The sequence below is a fragment of the Phycisphaeraceae bacterium genome (assembly GCA_019636735.1).
GTDB lineage: Bacteria > Planctomycetota > Phycisphaerae > Phycisphaerales > SM1A02 > VGXK01.
On the sequence record JAHBWY010000001.1, the window covers coordinates 548237 to 570342 of the forward strand.

Genomic DNA, 22106 nt, shown 5'->3' on the forward strand with positions numbered 1-22106 from the left:
AATGGATCTGAAGCGCCGTCACCTCGTGCTCGCCCTGGTCGGATCGCTTCTGGCGCCGCTTGGGGCGCTCGCGGCCGAAGAGATCCCCGACTCGACCGGGGCGATCCCGCCCGGCGAGAAGACTTCGCTCGTCCGGGTGCAGCCGAGAACGGTGCGCGACCTGCGCGTCGCTCTCGCTCTGACCAATGATGTCTGGAGCCACGCGATGCGCGACGGTCTCATCGACCTTCGTGTTGCGGTGACCAGCCTCGCGACCTTGGATCAGCAGGGCGTGCCCTTTGAGGTCCTCATCGCCGATGTCGAGGGGTTGATCGAGGCCCAGGCCGCCGACCGCACTCGCGTCGCGGCGGAGCAGGCCGAGGGCGGCATCGCCGACGCCGATTGGTACGCCGATGTGAAGACGCTCGCCCAGATCAACGCGCGCATGGATCAGCTCGCCGCGTCGCACCCGGCGCTCGTGACACCGATCACCATCGGAACGAGTCTCCAGGGGCGGCCGATCCGCGGTCTGCGTCTCTCGTCGCTTCCCGTTGACAGTGAAGCTCCCGGGTTCCTCTTCAATGCCACGCAGCACGCCCGCGAGTGGGCCACGCCGATGGTCGCGATGTTCCTCGCGGAGCGGCTTGTCAATGACGCCGCGACCGACTCGGAGATCGCTGCAATCCTCGCGGGCAGTGAGATCTTCATCCTGCCGGTCATCAACCCCGATGGCTACCAGTTCAGTTGGGACTCGCAGCGCCTCTGGCGAAAGAACCGGCGCAACAACGGCAATGGAACCTTCGGTGTCGATCTCAATCGCAACTGGGGCTATCAGTGGGGTGGGGCGGGGTCAAGCGGCAATCCTGCCTCGGAGACCTACCGCGGAACCGCGCCGTTCAGCGAACCCGAAACCCAGGTCCTCCGCGATTTCATGCTCAACCACGGATGGATCCTGGCGCACATCGACTACCACAGCTATGGCCAGCTCATTCTCTGGCCTTGGGGCTACACCTCGCAGTTCTGCGATGACCAGCCTCTCTTTGCATCACTCGGCGCGTCGATCCAGACTGCCATCGCCGAGGTGCATGGCCGAAGCTACTTTCCCGGCCCGATCTACACCGGCATCTATCCCGCATCGGGCACTGTGGTGGACTGGGCCTATGGCGCTGGTGGCGTCCTCTCAACAACCATCGAGGTTCGGGACAAGGGCGGCTACGGCTTCCTGATTCCGCCACCCGAAGTGAGACCCTGCGCCGAAGAGAACACCGAGGCGGCGCTCGCCCTCATTCGCGCGACGCTTCAGCCGGGGTTCATGACCTACGAAGGTACGCCACCCTGGTGGGTCGAGCCTGAAACGCTCGTGCCGGTGGTCGTCTTTGCCTCGGCGCTCGTGTCGACTTTCGACGCGCCGCCGCTCCTGCGCACTCGCATTGGCACGACCGCGCCCTTTGCTGAGTCAGAAACACAGTCGCTCGGTGGCGGCCGCTATCTCGGCTGGCTTCCTCCCGCGAAGTGCGGCGCGATCATCGAGTGGTTCTTCGAGTGGCCGGGCAGCGATGGCGCGCTCCTTCTGCCCGATGCGGCGCCGAATGAGGTGTTCCGAACAACGGTGCTCGCCTACGAGCGGATCTACTTCGACGACTTCGAGCAGGACTCCGGGTGGGTCTCGGGCGCGCCTGGCGACAATGCCACCAGTGGCCACTGGGTCTTGGTTGAACCGATCGGCTCCATCGGCGAACCCAGCGAGGATCACACGCCCGACGGCACCATGTGCTGGCTCACCGGACAGAGCGACCCCTTCGGACCGCCTGGCAATGGGAATGTCGACAACGGGGTGACCTCGCTCACCAGCCCCTGGCTCGACGGGAGCGATCCCAACGCGATGCTCCGGTACTGGCGCTGGTACTCCAACGACATGGGCCCCAATCCGAACAATGACTCGATGCTCGTCCTCGCCTCGACTGATGACTCCACCTGGACGCTCGTCGAAGAGGTGTCAGTCACCACCTATGAGTGGACCGAAGCGAGCTTCCGCATCGGCGACCTTCTCGAGACGCCGGGTCCGTTCAAGCTGCGATTCGTTGCGCGAGACCTGCGAGGGCCGTCACTTGTCGAAGCGGCGCTCGACGATGTCTCGATCGACGCGACCTTCTGCGGTCCTCGGCCCGAGGACCTGAACTCCGACGGCTCCGTCGACGGTGCCGACCTCGCGCTACTCCTGGGCCAGTGGGGGCCCTGCGACGGCTGCGCGGCCGATCTCAACGGTGACGGGACCGTGAATGGGGCCGATCTCGCGCTGCTGCTGGGCGCCTGGGGTTGATCAGGCGCGGCTCTGGTAGCTGCCGTCGGTCGTGTTGACGCGAATCTTCTCGCCGATGGTGATGAACGGCGGCACGCGCGTCTTGAGGCCGGTCTCGAGCGTGGCCTCCTTGAGCTGGTTCGTGGCCGTGGCGCCCTTGATGCCGGGCGGCGTGTCGGTCACTTCAAGCTCCACCGAGGTCGGGAGCTCGATCGACACGGGTTTGCCGTCGCACCAGCAGACGACGACGGAGTTGTTCGGCTTCACATAGAGCGGGAAGTCGCCGACGAAGTCCTTGGAAAGCTCCGCCTGTTCGAAGTTCTCGTTGTCCATGAAGACGAAGGTGTCACCGCTGGAGTAGAGGTACTCCATGGGGCGACGGTCGAGATCAACCTGTTCGACTTCCTCGCCGGAGCGGAGGCGCTTGTCGATGAGCGAGCCGGAGTTGAGGTCACGAAGCTTGACCTGCACGAATGCCCGGAGATTGCCCGGGGTGACATGGGTGTACTCGGTGATCTGAAAGAGCTTGCCATCCATCTTGATGGCCATGCCCGGGCGCAGGTCGGTCGACTTCATGGGTTTCTCCGCACAATTTGGGGGTCGCGATTGTAACGCGATCGTTGAGAAGTGCCACCTCGGTGCCGGGAACATCGCGTGACGGCCTTGTGACCCCCTCGTGCAAAGGGCGGGTTAGACTCACTGTTCGTTCGAAATTGCTCCTTGGAGTACCCGTCAATGATCCTTGCGATGTCTCTCGTCGTGGCGCTTGCGCCGCTCCCTCCTGTCGAGCCCTCCGCGATTGCGCCTTCACCGGTCACCGCGTTGGAGACTCAGGCGCAGGACGCGCCGACCCCGGCCGGAACGCCCCAGCCTTCGCCGCGCCCCGAGCGCACCGCTCCGCAGCGTGGAGACGCGCCAGCCCCCGGAGCGCGGCCGACGCCGCCTTCCACAACGCCGACCCCGCCGCGGCCGCGCGCTCCCATGCCCGAGCCTGAGCCCGATGAGGATGGCATGATCGACGCGCCGCCGCCGCTCGAAGTCGATCCGCCGGTGCTCGACTTCGGGTTCATTGCGCCGCGCCAGCAGGTCACCGGCAAGGTGAAGCTCTGGAATCGCGGCCGAAACCCCGTGCGGATCATCGCGGTGCAGCCGAGCTGCAAGTGCACCACCACCAACGATGTGACCGACCAGGACATTGCGCCGGGCGAGTTCGTCGAGCTCGAAGCGGGGCTTGATGCGGCCAATTCGCCCCAGCCTCGCAAGGCGGTCATCAAGATTCTGGCCGACAAGTATCAGCGCGTGCTCGAGTTCGATGTGCGGGGCGAGGTCGCCTACCCGCTTCGTGCGCAGCCCGGCACCTTCAACATCGTGCGCGGTCAGGAGCAGTCCGGTCGAGTGCTCATCGAGAGCATCGACAAGAAGCCCTTCCGCATCTGCAATGTGCATGGCGAAGCGCCGCAGTATGTGAACTTCGACCCGACCAGCGGCGAACCGCAGTCGCAGTACCTCATCGCGTGGGATCTCAAGAAGTATGGCGATGCGCCACCACACTACTGGCTCATCGAGACCGATCACCCCGACTGCCCGCTTCTGCCGGTGCGCATTCGACATGAATCGACCATTCCGCGGCCCGTGTTCCGCATGAAGGACTACGCCATGAACCTCGGTCGGATGGATCCGAACTCCTCGGTCGAGGCGGAGATCCTCATCGAGGACCCGGGCGAGCCCATTCTCACGGTGACCTCGGCGAGCGATCGCGCCCGGGCGGAGATGATCCGGACGGAGGTCGTCGATGGCTGGCTCCACCTTCGCGTGCGCATTACCCCGAGGAAGGATCTCGAGGGAGTCTTCGACTTTCCATTGGTGATCTACTCGCCGACCAAGGACATGGAGATCCCCGCCTTCGGCGTCATCCGTTCGTCGGATGCCGGTTGCCGCGCCTCCTGACAGGACCAACGCATGAGCCTGATGCAGGGAAAGCGCGGACTCGTCGTCGGCATCATCAACGACCACAGCTACGCATGGAGCATCGCCCAGCGCCTTCGCACGCACGGGGCTGAGTTGCTCTTCACGCACCTGCCCGGCGACAAGATGCAGCGCCGAGTCCTGAAGGCCATCGAAGGGCTCGGCATTTCGCAGCCGTGGCTCGAACCGATGGATGCCGGAAGCGACGAGGATCTCGACCGGGTCTTCGCCAAGATCGGCGCGGACTTCGGGCGGCTCGATTTCCTGGTGCACTCGATCGCTTTCGCTGACAAGGACTGGCTGCGCGAGGGCGCATTCACAGGCACCCCGCGCCAGGTCTTCACGCAGGCGATGGACATTTCCGCGTTCACCTACGCCGCCATGGCGCATCGCGCTGCTCCGCTCATGACCAATGGCGGCTCGATGATCGCCATGAGCTACTACGGCGCGGAGAAGGCGGTGCCCGGCTACAACGTGATGGGGGTCGCGAAGGCCGCGCTCGAAGCCACCGGGCGCTACCTCGCCATGGAGTTGGGCCAGAAGCAGATTCGCGTGAATGTCATCAGCGGCGGGCCCCTGCGCACCATGAGCGCCCTCGCCGTTGGAGGTTTCCAGGAGATTCTCGGCTGGGTGGAGAAGAAGGCGCCGCTTCGCCGCAACATCACGGGCGCCGAGGTCGGCGACACAGCGGTCTGGCTCCTCTCCGACCTCGGATCAGGCGTGACCGGCCAGACCATCTATGTCGATGCCGGCTACTCGATCATGGGCCTGTAGTCAGAGCGTGAGAGCGACGGCGCCGCCAACATGGCGCGGCGCATGGATTACTCCCACTCCGCTGCCAGCGCATTACGAGGCAGGATCCACGGACCGGGGTGATCGAGATCAGCCTGAGGCAGGAGCATCTCGCGAAGCCGAGCCACCAGTGCCGCGATGCCGTCCCCGGTCTTGGAACTGACAACGAGGTCGGCCTCGGCGGCTTCCCTTGATGCGGAGGCCTCCGGCAGATCGCCCTTGTTCAGCACTCGAAGATGCGTGCGCGGCGCGTCCGGCCAACCGCCGCCTGGTTCGGCCAGCGACACGACAAGATCTGCCGCGCCGATCAATGACGACGCGATCGTCTGGGCTTCACGCTCGATGGGGTCGTCGCTCAGCCGAAGTCCCGGGGTATCGAACCAGTCCACCACCAGTCCATCGAGCTCGATGCGCGCCGAGACCGCGTCGCGCGTCAGGCCGGGTTCGGGACCCGAGAGCGCCAGGTCGAACTCGGCCAATCGGTTCAGCAGCGAGCTCTTTCCAGCGTTCGGCCGACCGATGACCGCAATGCGCGCCGGCTCGATCAGGCGCCACAGTCGTTCGCCGCGGGCGAAGTCGTCAGCGGTCACCGGCTCGCGCGGCGCAGCGCGATCTCGTTCGGCGAGCCTGGCGGCCTGGCGAAGCAGCAGCGGCATGGCGATCGGGCTTGCCGCCCTCGCCACGGCTTCGAGCACCGCTGCCTCCTCCTCGTCATCGGCCTCCGGATAGAGGTCGCTCTGGGTCAGGTGCGAGCGAGCCGTCTGAAACGACGGCTCGGCATGAAGCACCTGGCACTCATGCAGCAGGTTGGAGAGGCGCTCTCGAATGCGCACGCCGCCGTGGGGCATCAGCAGGGCCACGCGCGCGTTCACGCGCGCAATGACTCCGGTGTCGATGTCGCCGAATCGGGCCAGAATGACCTGCCCCGGATCGGGGACACGGCCCGCCACGCGCTGAAGCACGGGTTCGATTTCACCGACGAGTTGGAGCACGGCGATGGGCCCGGGCACGGAGACCGTTGTCCAGGTTGACGCGCATCTGGACCTGCGGGTCGATGACCGCCCGTCTTCGGTAGACCCGGTCACGATTCGACCTCGAGCGATCGACGCACCGCGACGGCAATGCCCAGAAGTGTCAACTCGGGCACGATGCGATCGATGAGTTCATCCTCGCCAAAGAGCGTGGCCGCGTCACCGCCAGTCGCGACCACCGGCGGAAATGCGCCGTATCCGGTGGCATATCGCTCGACCAAGCGCCACACCATGCCTCGGAGGCCGTGATAGACGCCCTGAAGCATGGCCTCCGCGGTGTTCCGTCCGAATGGAACATCGTCGGGCTGGGCGAACGCGACGCGCGGCAGCGCCGCGGTGCGCTCATGCAGCGCGGTGAGCTGCATCGACGCTCCAGGCGCGATGGCGCCGCCATGGAAGACGCCCTCACCATCGATGAAGTCCACGGTGACGGCGGTCCCCGCATCGACCACGATGCACGCACTGCGCATGACATCCCAGGCGGCTGCCGCATTCAGGAGGCGGTCGGCGCCGACTCTGGTTCCCGGCTCAAGGCACTCGCCGATGGGCACCGCAAGGTCGCGCCCGATGCGCTGAATCTCCGTTCCCAGCGCCGCCGAGAGACGCACTTCCAGCGGGTCCGCCACCGGATCGTTCACGCTCGCAAGCACACACAGCCGGTCGACGGTGACCGCATCGCCGCGTCCTTCCTCCACCCGTTGCCAGAGGCGCCTCGCCGTCGCGTCGAGGCGCTCGTGGTCGCTGTTGTCCACGCGATCGCTCTCAAGGAGGGTGCCGTCAGCGAACGCGCCGAAGGCCGTGCGGGTGTTGCCAACTGAAACGGCGAGCAGGGGGGTCACTTCGCCGAGTGTAGGCGGGGACGAAGCAGCTCGAAGAGCCGCGGCGCCCACGCGTCCGAGTCGACTGCTATGGGCGCGTCGCCCAGGGACCCCGTGGCCGACGCAGTTTGGAGCCGCGCGGCGTTGCGAGTCGGCACGCCGTCGATTTCGGCAACGATGGAGAGAAGTCGGCGGCTGCTGGTGATCATGACCTCATCGGCGTCGACGAGCTCTTCGATTCGCACGCGCCGCTCGTCCACTTCAACCCCCTCGGATCGCGCCGCATCGATCACCATGGCGCGCGTCACGCCATGCAGGATCGGCGGGCCGTCCTCCGTTCCCGGAGTGATCAGGCGTTCACCACGACGAAGGAAGACATTCGTGGAGCCGCCTTCGCTCAGGATGCCGTCGCGGTGCAGGACGGGCTCATCGGCGCCAAGCTCCGCCGCTCGCATGGCTGCGAGCACATTGCCCAGGAGGCTGATGGTCTTGATTTCGCAGCGAAGCCATCGCTCATCGGGCAGCAGGACGATGCGGACACGGTCGGGCCCCATCAGCTCGGCAAGACTCGGCGCTGACGACGCGAGCGCCAGGACCGTCGGCTGAAGCCCCGCGGGGGGCACATGCGACCGCTGGGGCGCCGCGCCGCGAGTCACCTGAAGGTAGACGGTTCCATTGTCGATGCCGTTGGCGTCCAGAAGCGCCTCGCATATGGTTGGCAGCTCGCCCGCGTCGAAGCCATCGATTCGAGCGAGTTGCAGGCTTCGCTCCAGGCGGCGCTGATGCAACTCCATGCCGACGCCGATGCGATCGAACACGCGCACCAATTCATAGACGCCGTCGCCGAAGAGAAATCCGCGGTCGAGCACGCTCACCCGCGCCTCGTGAAGGGCACGCACCTTGCCGTTCAACCACACCTGCTCCGCGGGTGCGCCGTGGATCATGCTCGCGCCCTCACCATGGCATCGAGGCGCGCGGGATCGAGCGGACTCGCCCAATGGCCGTCTCTCTTCAACGCGCTGCCGACGATGACCGCGTCGGCCACTTCGAGCAGCATGGGAAGCGTGTTTGGCGTGGCGCCCGAGCCGACGATGAGCGGAAGCGACGACGCCTCCCGAACGGCACGAAGGTCACCATGCGAGGTGGCGCGGCCGGTCTCTGGGCCGGTGACAATGAGCGCCTCGGCACCGAAGAACTCCGCCGCTCGGGCATGCGCGGCCACATCGAGGTCGTGGGTCAGTGCGTGACTGGAGTGCTTCTTTCGAATGTCCACGGCCACCAGGACTCCCTCGGCGCCAATCTGGCGACGATAGCGCAGGAGCGGACCGGCATCGGCGCTGGCGAGAACACCTTCGTCGGCCACGGCGCTGAAGACAAAGCCCTCGGCGCGGATGAACGCGCCGCTGGCGGCGTGGGCCACCGCGAGCGCCGCCATGTTGGCTCCCGCCAGAATCTGGACGCCAACCGGAATGGCGACCGCTTGGCGCACGGCGAGAACGCACGCCGTCATCGCAGCCACGATCTCGGGACCGACCACACGCGCGAGGTAAGGCGCGTCGTGCATGTTCTCGACGAGGATCGCATCGAAGCCTGCATCGGCGAGGATCTTCGCTTCGGCAGCCGCATGGGCCGCAATCTCCGTGACGGTGTGTAGCGCCTTCGGTGTGCCGGGGAGCGCGGGCACATGCACCATGCCGATGAGTGCGCGGGGGCGATGCAGGAAGGGGCGCCGAGCGGCCATGGCCGAAGCATACGGCCGGCGCGGCGTAGACTGCGGTTGATGCGGCGATCGTCAGTCACCCGGTCCCGGAGCGCGCCAGCCACGCCGCGCGAGAGCACGGTCGAACTTCGCTCACTGAGGGGGGGCGTGACGGCCCGGGTCGCTCCCGGCGCTGGCGCCGCACTCGTCTCACTCGCCATCGCGGGGCGCGAGTGGCTGCACCTTCCCGAGCCGCTGCGCCGGTTCCTTCAAGGAGAGCGAACCGGCGGGGTGCCGCTGCTCTTCCCGTGGGCCAATCGACTTCGGACCGACCGCTTCCGAGTGCTGGGCCGCAGCATCGATCTCTCGCATGTGGCAGGCGTGCATCGTGACTCGGCGGGCCTGCCCATGCATGGGCTTCTGCTTCGATGGGGTCGATGGGAACTGGATCGGGCGGCCAATGGCGACGCCTTTGCTGCGCGCCTTCACTGGTCGGGGCGAGGCACCACCAGGGAGCTCTACCGCGCGTTCCCGTTCGACCTCGAGCTTGAGGTTCGATACCGCCTCATTGACGCACCCGGGTTGAGCCTCGGGGTCGAAGTGGAGACCGTCGTTGATGCGCTCACGGCTCCTGTGCCGCTCAGTTTCGGCTGGCATCCGTACCTTCGACTGCCCGGAGCACGAGAGCACTGTGTCATGTGCGCCCCACCACTCCTGCAGATTCCGCTCACCGGTGGCCTGCCAACGGTCGGCGGGACACCGGGGCCATCCGACTTGCTCCAGCCTCCGAGTTCAGTGTGGACAACGGCGGGCGCAGACGAGCTTCATTCGGGAGTTCGGGACGGCCAGCGGGTCCTGGTCGAGGCGATCAGCCCGTCGTCACCCGCCCGATCTGCGCGGCGCATCGTGCGACGGCGTTCGGTGCCTCGATGCGAAGTCGAGTCAATTGGCATCCAGGTGGAGTTCGTGCGAGGCTATCGGTTCATGCAGATCTACTCACCGCCCGGCGCGTCCTTCATTTGCATCGAACCCATGATGGCGCCAACGGCCGCGCTCTCTGACAGCTCCGTTCAGCTTCCCGTCATTCAGCCCGGTACAAGGTCGAGCGCCATCTTTCGCATCGGTGTGCAGGGGTTCACGCCAGGCGGGAGTGGAGACGAGTAATGGGTGGTGTTGGTGGTGAACTCTCGGGCAAGGTCGCCATCATCACTGGCGCAAGCTCCGGCATCGGCAGGGCGACAGCGTTGGCCATGGCGGGAGAGGGTATTCGCCTTGTGCTCGCTGCGCGGCGGGAGGATCGGCTACGCGAGCTTGCGGGTGACATCGAGCGAGGCGGTGGTCAGGTGGAGGTGGTCGTCGGCGACGCCGCCGATGCCGGAAACTCGGAGCGTTTGCTCAGCGCGGCCGCGCGGCGCTTCGGGGGTTTTGATGTGGTCTTCGCGAACGCTGGCTATGGAACCGAGCGAGGGCTCCTCGACCTGACGCCCGACGAAGTTCGGCGCATGTTCGAGGTCAACTTCTTCGCCTCCGTCGAGTTGCTTCGAGCGGCGGCGCAGCATCTGATCGCGGAACGGCGGCGCGGGCACTTGCTTCTGTGCTCAAGCGCGCTCGCCAAGTTCACCTTGCCGTACTTCGGTGTCTACGCGGCCACCAAGGCGGCGCAGGCGATGGTGGCCCGCTCGCTTCGATTCGAGCTTGAGCCGCATGGCATCGAAGTCAGCAGCGTGCACCCGATCACCACCGTCACGGAGTTCTTCGAGCAGGCGCAGGTGGTCGCCGCGAAGGACCACGGTGAGGCGCGCGTGCCAGCGCATGCGCCGAGTTTCTTCGTGCAGCGGCCGGAGCGCGTCGCTCGCGCCATTGTGCAAGGGCTTCGTCGGCCGCGTTCGGAGATCTGGACCAGTCATATTGTGCGGCTGAGCACGGGAGTGCTCAACGCCTTTCCGTTCGTGCTCGACGCCGTCCTGCGCCGTGAAGCGAGGCGGACTCGCAACCACGCGAGTTGAGCCCCGCGTTGCCGGAGTCGCCGGCGGCGACCGAGGCCCGGGGGGCGTCACATTGGCGGCCGGAACGCAACCGGAGGCATCCCGGCAGCGGCGTCGTGATATCCTCATCGCTTCCCCCATTCGGGCGTCATGACGATCGATCGTGCGCCATGACGGCCCTCACGCACGCCCTTCGGAAGCACTGTCATGGCCATCAAGATCGCCATCAACGGATTCGGTCGAATCGGTCGCCTCGTCTATCGCATCGCCATGGAGCAGGGGGGATTTGAAGTGGTCGGTGTTAACGACCTGGTGCCATCGGACAACCTTGCGTACCTTCTTCGTTACGACACCTGCCATGGCCGCTTTTCCCACGCGGTTGAGACCCGGGACGACGGCTTCGCATGCCGCGGTATCGTCACTCGCTGCCTGAGCGAGAAGGACCCATCGAAACTGCCATGGGGCTCGCTCGGTGCCGCGTATGTCCTTGAGAGCACGGGGCTCTTCACCGAGGCGGAGAAGGCCCGGCTGCACATCGACGCGGGTGCGCGTCGGGTGCTGATCTCGGCACCGACCAAGAGTGAGAAGGAGGTTCCGACCATTGTGTACAAGGTCAATCACCTCACCTATGACCCGTCGAAGCACACCGTGGTGTCCAACGCGAGTTGCACCACCAACTGCTTGGCGCCGGTGGCCAAGGTCATTCTTCAGAACTTCGGAATCGAAGAGGGCCTGATGACCACCGTGCACGCGGTCACCGCGACGCAGCCGACGCAGGACGGCCCAAGCAAGAAGGATTGGCGCGGCGGGCGCAATGCCTATCAGAACATCATCCCGTCAAGCACCGGAGCGGCCAAGGCAGCGGCGCTCTGCATTCCTGAACTCAAGGGGAAACTGACCGGAATGTCGTTCCGTGTTCCTACGGCGAATGTCAGTGCGGTCGATCTGACCTTTCGGACCTCCAGGCCGACCTCGCTCGCGGAGATCAATGTCGCGATGAAGTCTGCCGCCGAGGGGGAGATGAGCGGCGTGCTGGGATACACCGACGATGAAGTCGTCTCGTGCGACTTCATGAGCGATCCGCGCAGCTCCATCTTCGACGCCAAGGCCGGGATCCAGCTCAACGATCGGTTCTTCAAGGTCGTGAGCTGGTACGACAATGAGTACGGCTACGCCGCGCGCTGTGTGGACATGCTCCGATTGATGGCCGAGCGCGACGGCGTGAAGTGAGGCACCCCGGATCGAAGGCGCGGCGGGCGCCTTCGCGACGCTCGGGGCGATGCGGTTGTCGGACCTCACGAGGTGGACGCACGGGACATCTCGGGCCTGATGAGGGCCGAGAATTCCGTTGTCTTGCCTCGGGGGTCTCAATCATGCAACTTTCTCTTGCCGTCAGGCCGGTCGGCGCGCACTCTAATGTGCCTGCTGGCCCGGGAGGAGCTGGCGGGCAGGACATGGGAACGAGATGTTCGGACCTGTGCAGTTGAGGTTCTTCCCACCGGAAGGAAGTTTGCCATGAACCAGTCGCTGTCCAGTCGGGGGATCGGGATGGCCGCCGCGGCGTGCGTGATGTCGATCGGGGCCAGCCTTGCCAACGCTTCGGTCACTCTGCCGATTGCCGTCTACAACAACGCGGGTGGCGCGTCCCTGTCGGGACTGAATGTCACCGTCAACATCTCAGACGGCGGTTCGTTCGCGCTCTTCAGCATTCAGAACAACTCAAGTGGATTGAACGCGGCGGCCGTGGTCACGGGGATCTACTTCGAGTCCACCGCCTTCTCTTCGGCGTTCCTTGGGGCGGGCGTGCTCGATGCTCCCTTCATGACGGGCGTGAATTACTCGCCAGGCGCCACACCCGGGAACCCCGCGGGGGGAATGAGCCCGTCGTGGGGAGGCAACAAGTTCACAGCGGGTCCTGCGTCGCCGCCTACGGCGAATGGTGTCAACAGCGGTGAGGAGGTCGGCGTCAGGTTCGCGTATCTCGGCGGAATGGACTTCGCGACATTGACCACGGCCCTGGTGACCGATCCGTCGCTCTTCCGAGTCGCGATGCACATTCAGAGCGTCGGCTTTGACGCCCAAAGCGTCTGGGGCATCACCGTTCCCGCGCCGGGAGCCCTGGCGCTTCTTGGAGCTGCGGGCGGGCTGTCACTCCGACGGCGCCGTGCTTGACCGTTCGCTGTGGAGCCTCGATCCCGGCATCGGCGGCAGCCAGCCCGTGCGAGGTGCTGCCGACATCGGATTGGAAGCCGGTCTTAGGCAGCCTTCCGACAGTAGTGTTGAACAACGCCACCGAGCCGCGTGTGACAGACCACACGCGGCTCGTCGTTTCGAGCGAGTCGTTCAGGCGTCGGCCCGCTGGGCGTTCGATGGTCCAAAGACGCGTGAGGGCGCTCCCGGTTGTAGTGCAGCGCATACTCCTGGGTCAGCGCATTCATGTGTCGGCATCCAAGAATGATGAAGTGATCGAGACACTCGCGGCGAAGCGTCTGAATGGCGCGTTCCACATGAGCGTTCAGGTTAGGCGAGCGCGGCGGGAGAACCTTGGCTCGAGCACGATGATCCTCGAGGACCGCGTCAAACATCGGACCGAACTTGGTGTCGCGGTCTCGAATCAAGATGTTGGCCGGTTCGTCCATCGACTGAATCACTTGGAGAAAGGTCTCGGTCTCGCGGGCGACCCACTCTTCGGTCGGAGCTGTCGTCGATGGAGACAGCAGCATCCGTCGAGTTCCAATGTGAAGAAACACCAGCAGGAACGCATCCTTCACTCCCCGCCATGTGACGATGCGGGTCGCCACGAAGTCACAGGCCCACAGCGTGCGAGCATGCTGACGAAGGAACTTCGACCAAGTTCCCCCGGCTCCGAGCCGTCGAGGCGGGACACCCGCCTCGCGCAGGATCGATCGCACGGTCGATCTGGAGACCTGCGAGAAGCCCAGTTTCCGCAGCTCACCTGTGATGCGAGTCTGTCCCCACTCGGTCTCTCGTGCCATTCGTAGGATGAGTGCGCGGATGGCCTGCGGGGTGCGGGGGCGCCCCGGCTTCCGAGCAAACTCGCCGAGTTCATGGGGACGGCTACTGTGACTCCGGCGGCTGAGGACCCATCGCCGGAAAGTTGCTGGTGAGACGATCGTGATGATGCTCGCGAGTGCTGGGCCAACGGCCCTGCCCAGCTTGATCAATCGCCGCCGCTCGCGAACGGTGGTTCGAATCCGTGTTGGCAGGCGGCGTCGCAGGATTTCGTTCTCGGCCTTCAGGAACTCCACCTGTTGGCGGAGGTCGCTTCGACGAGATCCGGCGAGCACCGCCATCAGCCGACGGTAGAGCGGAAACGCGGTCTGCATGGTGGAAGTCTCCGATGTTCACGAGTTGTTGCCCCCTGCTCGGGCCTCGGTTTCCAAGTTCCGGGTGTAGTCGATCAGCCCGCGCGATCCTCCGAGGGGAGGGCGTTGGTCGGAGGTGGGTCGCAGATCGATGGGGCCGGTTGACGGAACGGGACCTTGCGGGTAGGGTGTCCCGATCAACTGCGGGGTAGAGCAGCCTGGTAGCTCGTCGGGCTCATAACCCGGAGGTCACTGGTTCAAATCCAGTCCCCGCTATTGCCGAGCCGGTTCCAAAGTGGACCGGCCCACCAGTTCAGACGAAACGCCGCCGAGACAATCGGCGGCGTTCTCGCGTTCTGGCGAGGGTTTCGCGGGGTGGCCAACCGGGCGGCGAGTCTCTGATTGCGGCGTGGTCATCACCAGCCGGGCAGGGACAGAGCGCCTCGGTCCCCCGATTCGGCCCGAAGTCTCTCTGTCTCTCCCCGAGACCCGCGCACGGGTTATGACGGGGTTGGTCTCCCTATAGGTCGAGCAACCGGGGAGGTTGGGAGCGGACAGCGCGGGCAACGCTGTTCGAGAACGCGCGCCGGTGGTGATCGCGCCGGTGCCCGATCGAGGATGAGCCGCCGCCTGCCGCAGCCGCGATGACTCGCATCACGCTGCCTCACTGTCAGGGCAGCGCGATGACGGTTCTGGCATCTGGCGGCGTCGCTGAACCGAGCGACGACAGGTCGGATGCATCGATCCAGATCCCTCGATGGCGCACGAAGCTGCCATCGTCGGAGAACCCGATGGCGTCGTTCATGTCATGGATCGGGGAATGGGCGAGCAGCGTGTAGAGCAGCAGCGCGCGGTCTCGGTCGTTTCCCGTGTTGAAAAGCAGCGTCTCGTCGGGCATCGCGATGCGATCACGACTCCCGAAGATCGATTCGTGACCGGTGATGCTCTTGACGATGGCGAGCGCTCCGGCAAGGTCCGTCACGCCTTGCCCCAACTCACGCGTTCGCGCCTCGCGCATCGCGGCGAGGATATAGGCCTGCGGGTGCGCCACGCGCAGACTTCGGAATGCGTACATGGCGTAGTCGTAGATGGAGCCGGGTCGTTCCGCCGCCAGCGCCGCGACCGCGGCTTGATAGCTCGACGCCGACGTGTGTTCGGCGGGGTCGGGGATGCCGTCGGCCGGGTCGATGACGCGGGTGCAGCATGTCTCGGGGCGCTTGAGCGGATTGGAGACGAAGCCGCCAATACGGTCGAAGACCCGCGAGATTCGTTCGAACGGCACCTGCGAGGCGCCCGTCGAACAGTGGCACATACCCACTACCGGGTTATAGAAGAACGTCGTCTCGGTGCCCGAAGCGACGGCCCTGACGAACTCCGAGAGATCGGACTGGTTGTTGATCCGCGTCGAGCTGAACCACTTCGTGTTGTTGAGCAGGTGGCCGTCGCCCTCGTCCAGAAAGACGAACATGTGCGCGCGGTTGCCGGTGATGTAGATGCGGTCGAGCGGGAACCGGCCCCACACGGCAAGCCCCGCCGCCCATAGCATGCCCAGCCCGATGCACTTCCCCGACGGCTTGTGCTGCGGGTTGATCCGGGCCATCGCGTTCATCACCTCGACCGACTCGTTCTTGAGGCGAGGGAACAGGCCGCGCTGGTAGTACGGCTCGTTGATGATCTGCCCGAACTGTGATTCGGGCGTGTCCACCAGCAACTTCCTGAACGTCGCGTCATACTCGGCTCGGATGGCGCGGACAAAGCCCGGTGGGAAGCGTCGCTCCTCTTCGGCGAAGTCCATCAGCCCCCACACGTCGCCCCCGGGCAGCCCGGGCATGATGGTGAACGTGTAGCGGTGGAAGAATCGCTGCAACGCGTCCAAACGGCTCTTGGCGCTCAGGAGCGAGCCATCGGGGGCGTGCGCCCGCTTCTGGTCACGCCACGCCCAGACCACGGGGGACATCAGGTCCGCCAGCAGAAATGCGGGCACGAGATGCTGAGCGTCGGCGTCGATCTCCAGCACGGACAAGCTGACGGCCCGGCTCAGGGACTCTGCCGAATCGTCCCGATCACGCCGAACGCCGGCGGATGGCGGGTTCAGCGGGATGTCTGTCTTGCGGTCGGTGCTCACAACCCGAATCGTATCGCGAGGAGTCGGGCGGGTCGCGACGGGGCTGCGCGAACAACGCTGTTCGAGAACGCGCGCCGGTGGTGATCGCGCCGCGCATCGCGCATGCGCACGGCATAGGGCAACCGTAGTGGCGAAGCGATTCCCGCGTCGCCCATGGAACCACCCCGATGCCCGCGGACTCCACGCGCGATCCCGAGAGCATGACGGCCGACGAGCGCCGCGACGAGGTCGTCAGCATCCTTGCGCGCGGCCTCGTTCGCAGCATCGTCGCCAACCGCGCTCGCACATCGCGGCCAGTTGCGGATCTCGCAGATTGCGGCCGGACATGCCTTGAACTTTCGGGCGACTTGCCCCTCAGTGTGGCTCCGCGGCCCGGCGGTTAGGGCCGGGCAGAACGGAGACCCATGCAACGGAGCCACACATGCCAGAGTCCATCGAGAGACAGATCAACGTGCTGGAGCGCATGACCACGACGGAGCTCGTCGAGCGCTTCGCAGAGGTGCACGGCTACCCCTGCCGCACACGGCACCGGACGTACCTCATTCGCAAGATCGCCTGGCGGATTCAGGCCAACGCCGAGGGCGACCTCAGCGAGCGGGCCAGACGCCGCGCCGCGGAGCTCGCCAACGACGCCGAGGTTCGGGTCATGGCCCCGAAGTCCATGATCGCACCACCCCAGCCGGGACCGAGCACAACGGTCCATCGCCGGACGCGCGGTGAGGACCACGAAGATCCGCGCATCCCGCCCGCGGGGTCGGCGATCGTCCGCCAGTACAAGGGGCGCACGATCCGCGTGGTGGTCCTCCCGCGCGGCGAAGGCTTCGAGTTCGAGGGTGAACGCTTCCGCACCCTGACCGCGGTGGCCAAGCGGATCACCGGCAGCCACATGAACGGCTTCCGGTTCTTCCGGCTGCCGTCCGCCGAGGCGAAGCGATGAGCGGCCGTCGTCGGAAACAGACTGCCGGGACCGCGGAGCCGAAAGCCAGCATCCGGTGTGCCATCTACACCCGCAAGTCGAGCGACGAGGGCCTTGATCAGGAGTTCAACTCGCTCGACGCCCAGCGCGAAAGCGCCGAGGCGTTCATCGCCAGCCAGAAGGCTGAGGGGTGGACCTGCGTTGCCGATCGATACGACGACGGCGGATTCTCCGGCGGGAGCATGGAGCGTCCGGCGCTCGATCGCCTCCTCCGCGACATTGAGGCCGGGAAGGTCGACTGCGTGGTGGTCTACAAGGTCGATCGCCTCAGCCGCTCGCTGATGGACTTCGCCCGCATCATGGAGGCGTTCGACCGCAAGGGCGTGTCGTTCGTCTCGGTCACCCAGCAGTTCAACACCACCAGCTCGATGGGTCGGCTCACGCTCAACATCCTGCTCTCCTTCGCCCAGTTCGAGCGGGAGATCATCGGCGAGCGCATCCGCGACAAGATCGCGGCGCAGAAGCGCAGGGGGAAGTGGGCAGGCGGAACGCCCGTCCTTGGCTACGACGTGGACCGTAGCGGCCCAAGCCCGCGGCTGGCGGTCAACACGAGTGAAGCACTACGAGTCCGACAGATCTTCGAGATGTACCTCGACAAGGGCTCGCTCCTCCCGGTCGTCAGCGAGCTTGCACGGCGGCAGTGGCCCAACAAGCGCCGCGTGACGAAGAAGGGTCAGACCCTCGGTGGCCGACCGTTCAACAAGGCGACGCTCTACCAGACGCTCACAAACCCAATCTACGTCGGCAAGATCGTCCACAAGAGCACCGCCTACGACGGCGAGCACGAATCGATCGTCAGTACCGACATCTTCGACCGCGTGCAGGCGCTGCTCAAACTGAACGGCCGCAGCGGCAGCGTCGAAGTCCGCAACAAATACGGAGCGCTCCTGCGAGGCCTGCTGCGGTGCAAGTGCTGCGGCTATTCGATGACGCACACGTTCACCGGTGGACGGAAGAACAGGTCGTACCGCTACTACCGCTGCGTCAAAGCCATCAAGAGCGGAAGCGGAGTCTGCCCATCAGGCACACTGCCCGCCGCCGAGATCGAACGGGTGGTGGTCGATGAAGTCCGATCGCTGGCCACTGATCGTGCTCTGCTGACGCGCGTGCTTGCCGATGCGCAGTCGATGATGGCGGCGGAACTCGAAGGACTGACGGCGGAACACAACACGCTCCGCAGCGAGATCGCTCGACACCATCGTGCGCTGCAGGAACTCGCTGTGAACGGATCGGCCTCAGCCGAGACCACGGCGCGCATCGCCGACCTGCACGAACGGATCGCCGATGCACAGCGTCGCCTGCCTCCACTCGACGCCCGTATCGCCGAGGTCGGCCACAACTCGATCAGCCGAGATGAAGCAGAAGCGGCATTCGCTGACTTCGACGAGCTCTGGCGGAACCTGATCCCACGCGAGCAGGCCCGACTGCTCAAGCTCCTGATCTCCACCGTCGACTACGACGCCAAGAGCGCCAGCATCGCGGTCACGTTCCGGCCAACCGGCATCCGCTCCCTGATTGCCCGGCGTCTGGAGGAAGCCGCATGACCACCGTGACCCGATCGATCACGTTCGCTACGAAGGGCCGCCGCAAGCGGGCCGTTGTGGCCACGTCGCCCAACGCGGGCCGGACGGCGAGCGACGAATGTCAGGCGGAGACGGCTGCCGTCGGCCGCGTCCCGCGCGTGGCTCGTCTGATGGCTCTGGCGATCCGCTTCGACCAGCTGCTCCGCGACGGGATCGTGGCCAACCAGACGGAACTGGCCAAGCTTGCCCGCGTCACGCAACCGCGCATGACGCAGATTATGAACCTGCTGCACTTGGCCCCGGACATTCAGGAGGCGATCCTGTTCCTGCCGCACGTGAACGAGGGGCGCGATCCGATCACGGAACGAGATCTGCGTGTAGTCGCGCGACACAGTTCGTGGATGAGGCAGCAAAGGTGCTGGAAGGAGCTGGTGCTCGTCTCCCAGTAGGCGTCGTCCCATCGTTTGTGCGACGGAGCATCTCATGAATCACAGCATCCTAATCCGGACGATTGCGGTCTCCCCGCGCGAAGGGAGCATCAGGTAGTGGGATGAACGAAACAGCAGAGATCCGAATCGACATGTCGGACACACCAAACCAGGCCTGACGCCGCAGTGCTCCGCTGTCCGCCCTGCCGCACAGCGGCGTGGACGATCTCGTCTGGGCGGCCACTGACTCTTGCCTTGGCACCCTCCTTCCTGCCGTGGACCAGTAACGACCGGTCCCCCGAGGGGTATAATCCGGTGAGTAGTGGGCACGAGAGCAACGGTGTCCGCCCGTCAGCGACTGGACGGGTGACCGCATTTGCTCCGCACGTCGTTGTTCCGCACGAGAGGATGTTCGATGGCAGACGACATCACCAACGAACCTGAACCATCACCGAGCCCGGGGCCGGAAAGTGGCGGTACTTCTACGGCCAGTTCCGGCAAGAGCACATCTAGTGAGTCGAATGGTGGAACTGGCCCTGGTCCGACCATCCATCCGACGATTGGACCGACGATCAAGCCCACCATCGGGCCGTCGTGGCCCCAGCCGACGATCGCCGTAAGCGTATCGGCCAGTCTGAGTCCTTCAGGTAGTCCGTCACCAAGCCCAAGTGCGAGCGCCTCGGCGAGCCCAAGTCCATCGCCAAGTCCAAGCGACGGCCCAAGTCCTGGTGACTCTCCTTCTTCCGGTCCACAACCGAGCCCCTCCGACAGCCCGGGGGCGTCTGGGAATCAATCGCCCAGCCCCACACGCCATCCGCCTTCTGACACACCAGAACCTACACCAGCGCCATCCATCACACCTCCACCGGGTGAGTGGAAGGCGTGGCCAGGCGGCGATTCAAACACGGCACTGAATCCAACCGAGTCTTTCAGAAGCTCCGATTTCGGTTTCCATGGCAATGTAAATTGGGATGTCGGTCAAGGGCCGGTCACTGCGATCATCGTCGAAACAAATAGCACGACCGCCCTGAACAGATCTTCCATCACGGTACGGTATAACACCAAGTCGCCGACTTCCTCTGAAGGCCATACCGTATGGATACAAGCATTGTCTCCTCTGGCGCCGACGCCAACTCCCGTGACGAAGAAGCGAACTGTGTTTCGAGTTACATGGTCTACGACTTTTCAAGGACCGGTAGATGCCGATAGCACTTTGCGATTTCCAGCAGACACGGGCACGGCAGATCATATGTGCGCCTTCAACTGGGCGGGCGACGATGGCGCCACTCGAATCGCCGCAAAAATGGAGGCGACAGCGACCTTCTCACCTTCCGGAATTGACTGGCCCGCCAGAGGGGTTCTGTTTGTTTACAGTATGCATGGCGGAGGCGCAAAGTTCCGGTGCCGATTGCACAGATACAAGCGATGGCAAGTGGTTGCACAGGTTATCAATACACCTAATCGAATAATCCCGGTACAAGGAGGTCAACCTCTCAATGACGCAGACTGGGTTTACGACGGCCACTCCGATCCCGGAGACGCCCAGTACCCAACCGCCGCCAAGCCGGATAAGGCATTTCGAATCGATGCTCCAGGCTTCCCGCCCAGTGCCTTTGCACAAGCCGCGATGAGAGCCGATTTTGTGGAGGTACTAGAATGGCATAATGGTTCAGCGTGGATTCGGTGCAGCAGCTCGGCATACGCTGACTGGTATACCAATATTACTGCAATCCTGCCCAACGCAGCTCAAGGAACTCCAAACAACCATGGCCGCGGTACGGCTGCCAACGTACCCAACGTATCCCCTGTTGCCAACGCAGGTCCTAATCAAGCAGTTGGCGGCAGTATCTTAGTTACACTCAATGGACTAGCGAGCTCTGACGTTGATAATGACGTTCTAACATATTTGTGGAACCAAACCGGCGGCCCTGCCGTTACTTTGTCCAACAATACATTGGCTCAGCCCACGTTTACTTCACCTCCAGGACCAGCCACGCTCACGTTTGAACTGAGGGTTTCGGACATCACCAAGGCACTTCACCACCACACCCCCGGCAACTACGAGAGCCTCCCCGATGACGTGGAGATTCAAGTTAATCCCTAGACGAGGAATCGTAAGTGCATACACCGAACTTCAGCAGAATCGATGAAAATCATCGTTGCAGGCCATGCCACGAAGGCCGCTTGTCGACCACACGCGCCCGCCATCGATTATGCCAGAATCTTTGTTGTTGCATTGCGGGTGTTTTGTGTTTAGTCCTTCTGAGCTCTTGTGCCGCAAACAGTTCCATTGCCCCAGTCCAACAGTCATCCGACACACGATTGGTGGAGAATAACATGCAACATGTCCAGAACCTCACTTCCGACGACCCTTCCGTGCGAGATGCAGCGGTCGATGCGATCCTCGCGAGCCGAAATACTGTGATCGAAGAGCTCATTTCACTCTTGTTGCCAGCTCCAAGAACCGGCGGCAACACGGACGTGAGTGCCTGCGCCGCATACCTCTTGGGTGAATTTCGTGCCGCTGAGGCTGTGCCAGCACTCTCGAATGCCATGATGCTCGACCAGGATACTCGCTTTATTGCTGATATAAGCCGATACGACACCCCCTACTTCAACGCACTCGTCAAGATCGGTCGGCCGTCGGTTCCAGCGATGATCGAGAATGTCCGCACTTCAGACGACGGACGGCTGCGTCAGAACTCACTTCTCGTGCTTGCTCATGTTCTGGGCGGCAAGCATCGAGTTCTGGAACTGCTCGCCATGCTTCAGGAGATGGAATCTGACGCGGAAGTCGAAGCGCGCGGCCATTACCGCAGGGTGCCCGGACAGCGGCAGGATCATCCGCGTGTGTCTGACCCGGAAGCTCTCCAGCGGCTTCAAGTGGCAGCCCAATGGGTATCGCAGCACTTCAACGAGCGAGAGAAGCCGTTGTTCTGATGACCATCAATCACTTTTTAGTCATGGGGCTTGTTTCGAGGCAACAGCCATGAGATGGCTTGTCGTCCACTGGGGCGAGAAGAAGAAGCATATCTTCGACGCCGTTGTTGGCGTCCTTAAGTCGTGGAGGCACGACTGCACGTGGATGCAACGTGATGACGAAACAACTAGAGCACGACTGGTCGAGGCGATCGCCAGCGGCGCAGGAGTTCGACTTTGG

Annotated in this window: 19 protein-coding genes and 1 tRNA gene; 13 read left to right on the forward strand and 7 right to left on the reverse strand. The window is 64.3% G+C overall.

Annotation, left to right across the window (positions count from 1 at the left end):
* The first annotated feature begins 1 nt into the window (after position 1).
* Positions 2-2299 (forward strand): hypothetical protein, encoded by a 2298-nt coding sequence (locus KF724_02080; GenBank protein ID MBX3354468.1) that lies wholly within the window; start codon positions 2-4, stop codon positions 2297-2299.
* On the opposite strand, the gene efp is transcribed toward KF724_02080, so the two are convergent.
* Positions 2300-2854, reverse strand: a complete 555-nt coding sequence (gene efp, locus KF724_02085) for an elongation factor P (protein ID MBX3354469.1) — start codon at positions 2852-2854, stop codon at positions 2300-2302.
* Between the two features lie 405 nt (positions 2855-3259).
* Between efp and KF724_02090 the strand changes: the two genes are divergently transcribed.
* Both KF724_02090 and KF724_02095 read left to right on the forward strand, forming a co-directional pair.
* Positions 3260-4225: a DUF1573 domain-containing protein gene (locus KF724_02090; GenBank protein MBX3354470.1), complete on the forward strand. Its 966-nt coding sequence runs from the start codon at positions 3260-3262 to the stop codon at positions 4223-4225.
* 12 nt (positions 4226-4237) lie between these two features.
* Positions 4238-5017 carry an enoyl-ACP reductase gene (locus KF724_02095; GenBank protein MBX3354471.1) on the forward strand — a complete coding sequence of 260 codons (780 nt, stop codon included), beginning with the start codon at positions 4238-4240 and terminating at the stop codon, positions 5015-5017.
* 47 nt (positions 5018-5064) lie between these two features.
* On the opposite strand, the gene KF724_02100 is transcribed toward KF724_02095, so the two are convergent.
* The 4 genes from KF724_02100 to KF724_02115 form a co-directional block, all read right to left on the reverse strand.
* Positions 5065-6045: a 50S ribosome-binding GTPase gene (locus KF724_02100; GenBank protein MBX3354472.1), complete on the reverse strand. Its 981-nt coding sequence runs from the start codon at positions 6043-6045 to the stop codon at positions 5065-5067.
* Positions 6046-6116: 71 nt separating this feature from the next.
* Positions 6117-6905: a type III pantothenate kinase gene (locus KF724_02105; GenBank protein ID MBX3354473.1), complete on the reverse strand. Its 789-nt coding sequence runs from the start codon at positions 6903-6905 to the stop codon at positions 6117-6119.
* On the reverse strand, positions 6902-7828 hold the full coding sequence (locus KF724_02110) for an aminotransferase class IV (protein ID MBX3354474.1): 927 nt from the start codon (positions 7826-7828) through the stop codon (positions 6902-6904). The genes KF724_02105 and KF724_02110 overlap by 4 nt, the downstream gene beginning before the upstream one ends.
* Entirely contained in the window at positions 7825-8625 is an 801-nt protein-coding gene (locus KF724_02115) for a BtpA/SgcQ family protein (GenBank protein MBX3354475.1), read from the reverse strand. The genes KF724_02110 and KF724_02115 overlap by 4 nt, the downstream gene beginning before the upstream one ends.
* 126 nt (positions 8626-8751) lie before the next feature.
* Between KF724_02115 and KF724_02120 the strand changes: the two genes are divergently transcribed.
* From KF724_02120 to KF724_02135, 4 genes are all read left to right on the forward strand, one after another.
* Positions 8752-9747: an aldose 1-epimerase gene (locus tag KF724_02120; GenBank protein MBX3354476.1), complete on the forward strand. Its 996-nt coding sequence runs from the start codon at positions 8752-8754 to the stop codon at positions 9745-9747.
* Complete coding sequence (locus KF724_02125) at positions 9747-10589, forward strand: SDR family NAD(P)-dependent oxidoreductase (GenBank protein MBX3354477.1); 843 nt, start codon at positions 9747-9749, stop codon at positions 10587-10589. The genes KF724_02120 and KF724_02125 overlap by 1 nt, the downstream gene beginning before the upstream one ends.
* Before the next feature lie 186 nt (positions 10590-10775).
* The gene (gene gap / locus KF724_02130; protein MBX3354478.1) at positions 10776-11798 is read left to right on the forward strand and encodes a type I glyceraldehyde-3-phosphate dehydrogenase; all 1023 of its coding nucleotides are present in this window, start codon (positions 10776-10778) and stop codon (positions 11796-11798) included.
* Between the two features lie 285 nt (positions 11799-12083).
* Positions 12084-12740 carry a PEP-CTERM sorting domain-containing protein gene (locus KF724_02135; GenBank protein MBX3354479.1) on the forward strand — a complete coding sequence of 219 codons (657 nt, stop codon included), beginning with the start codon at positions 12084-12086 and terminating at the stop codon, positions 12738-12740.
* A gap of 83 nt (positions 12741-12823) precedes the next feature.
* Here the strand turns inward: KF724_02135 and KF724_02140 are convergent, their stop codons facing one another.
* A complete protein-coding gene (locus tag KF724_02140; GenBank protein MBX3354480.1) occupies positions 12824-13915 on the reverse strand; it encodes an integrase core domain-containing protein in 1092 nt (363 codons plus the stop codon).
* A gap of 181 nt (positions 13916-14096) precedes the next feature.
* Here KF724_02140 and KF724_02145 point away from each other — a divergent pair.
* Positions 14097-14170: transfer RNA gene (locus KF724_02145), tRNA-Met, on the forward strand.
* A 394-nt stretch (positions 14171-14564) separates the two neighbouring features.
* Here the strand turns inward: KF724_02145 and KF724_02150 are convergent.
* Complete coding sequence (locus KF724_02150) at positions 14565-16019, reverse strand: hypothetical protein (GenBank protein ID MBX3354481.1); 1455 nt, start codon at positions 16017-16019, stop codon at positions 14565-14567.
* Positions 16020-16440: 421 nt separating this feature from the next.
* On the opposite strand from KF724_02150, the gene KF724_02155 reads away from it, so the two are divergent.
* The 5 genes from KF724_02155 (at position 16441) to KF724_02175 (ending at position 21886) form a co-directional block, all read left to right on the forward strand.
* Positions 16441-16956, forward strand: coding sequence for a DUF2924 domain-containing protein (locus KF724_02155; GenBank protein MBX3354482.1), 516 nt, complete (start codon positions 16441-16443; stop codon positions 16954-16956).
* Positions 16953-18539 carry a recombinase family protein gene (locus tag KF724_02160; protein MBX3354483.1) on the forward strand — a complete coding sequence of 529 codons (1587 nt, stop codon included), beginning with the start codon at positions 16953-16955 and terminating at the stop codon, positions 18537-18539. The genes KF724_02155 and KF724_02160 overlap by 4 nt, the downstream gene beginning before the upstream one ends.
* Positions 18536-18967 carry a hypothetical protein gene (locus KF724_02165; protein ID MBX3354484.1) on the forward strand — a complete coding sequence of 144 codons (432 nt, stop codon included), beginning with the start codon at positions 18536-18538 and terminating at the stop codon, positions 18965-18967. Before KF724_02160 ends, KF724_02165 begins: the two co-directional genes overlap by 4 nt.
* Before the next feature lie 1117 nt (positions 18968-20084).
* Positions 20085-21050 (forward strand): hypothetical protein, encoded by a 966-nt coding sequence (locus KF724_02170; GenBank protein ID MBX3354485.1) that lies wholly within the window; start codon positions 20085-20087, stop codon positions 21048-21050.
* A gap of 233 nt (positions 21051-21283) precedes the next feature.
* Positions 21284-21886, forward strand: a complete 603-nt coding sequence (locus KF724_02175) for a hypothetical protein (protein MBX3354486.1) — start codon at positions 21284-21286, stop codon at positions 21884-21886.
* The last annotated feature ends 220 nt before the right edge of the window (positions 21887-22106 follow it).

Coding starts and splice junctions, on each gene's coding strand:
- KF724_02175 (MBX3354486.1), top strand. CDS start 21,284: ATGCAACATGTCCAGAACCTCACTTCCGACGACCCTTCCGTGCGAGAT.
- KF724_02135 (MBX3354479.1), top strand. CDS start 12,084: ATGAACCAGTCGCTGTCCAGTCGGGGGATCGGGATGGCCGCCGCGGCG.
- KF724_02080 (MBX3354468.1), top strand. CDS start 2: ATGGATCTGAAGCGCCGTCACCTCGTGCTCGCCCTGGTCGGATCGCTT.
- KF724_02110 (MBX3354474.1), bottom strand. CDS start 7,828: ATGATCCACGGCGCACCCGCGGAGCAGGTGTGGTTGAACGGCAAGGTG.
- KF724_02165 (MBX3354484.1), top strand. CDS start 18,536: ATGACCACCGTGACCCGATCGATCACGTTCGCTACGAAGGGCCGCCGC.
- KF724_02090 (MBX3354470.1), top strand. CDS start 3,260: ATGCCCGAGCCTGAGCCCGATGAGGATGGCATGATCGACGCGCCGCCG.
- gap (MBX3354478.1), top strand. CDS start 10,776: ATGGCCATCAAGATCGCCATCAACGGATTCGGTCGAATCGGTCGCCTC.
- KF724_02115 (MBX3354475.1), bottom strand. CDS start 8,625: ATGGCCGCTCGGCGCCCCTTCCTGCATCGCCCCCGCGCACTCATCGGC.
- KF724_02155 (MBX3354482.1), top strand. CDS start 16,441: ATGCCAGAGTCCATCGAGAGACAGATCAACGTGCTGGAGCGCATGACC.
- KF724_02095 (MBX3354471.1), top strand. CDS start 4,238: ATGAGCCTGATGCAGGGAAAGCGCGGACTCGTCGTCGGCATCATCAAC.
- efp (MBX3354469.1), bottom strand. CDS start 2,854: ATGAAGTCGACCGACCTGCGCCCGGGCATGGCCATCAAGATGGATGGC.
- KF724_02125 (MBX3354477.1), top strand. CDS start 9,747: ATGGGTGGTGTTGGTGGTGAACTCTCGGGCAAGGTCGCCATCATCACT.
- KF724_02140 (MBX3354480.1), bottom strand. CDS start 13,915: ATGCAGACCGCGTTTCCGCTCTACCGTCGGCTGATGGCGGTGCTCGCC.
- KF724_02160 (MBX3354483.1), top strand. CDS start 16,953: ATGAGCGGCCGTCGTCGGAAACAGACTGCCGGGACCGCGGAGCCGAAA.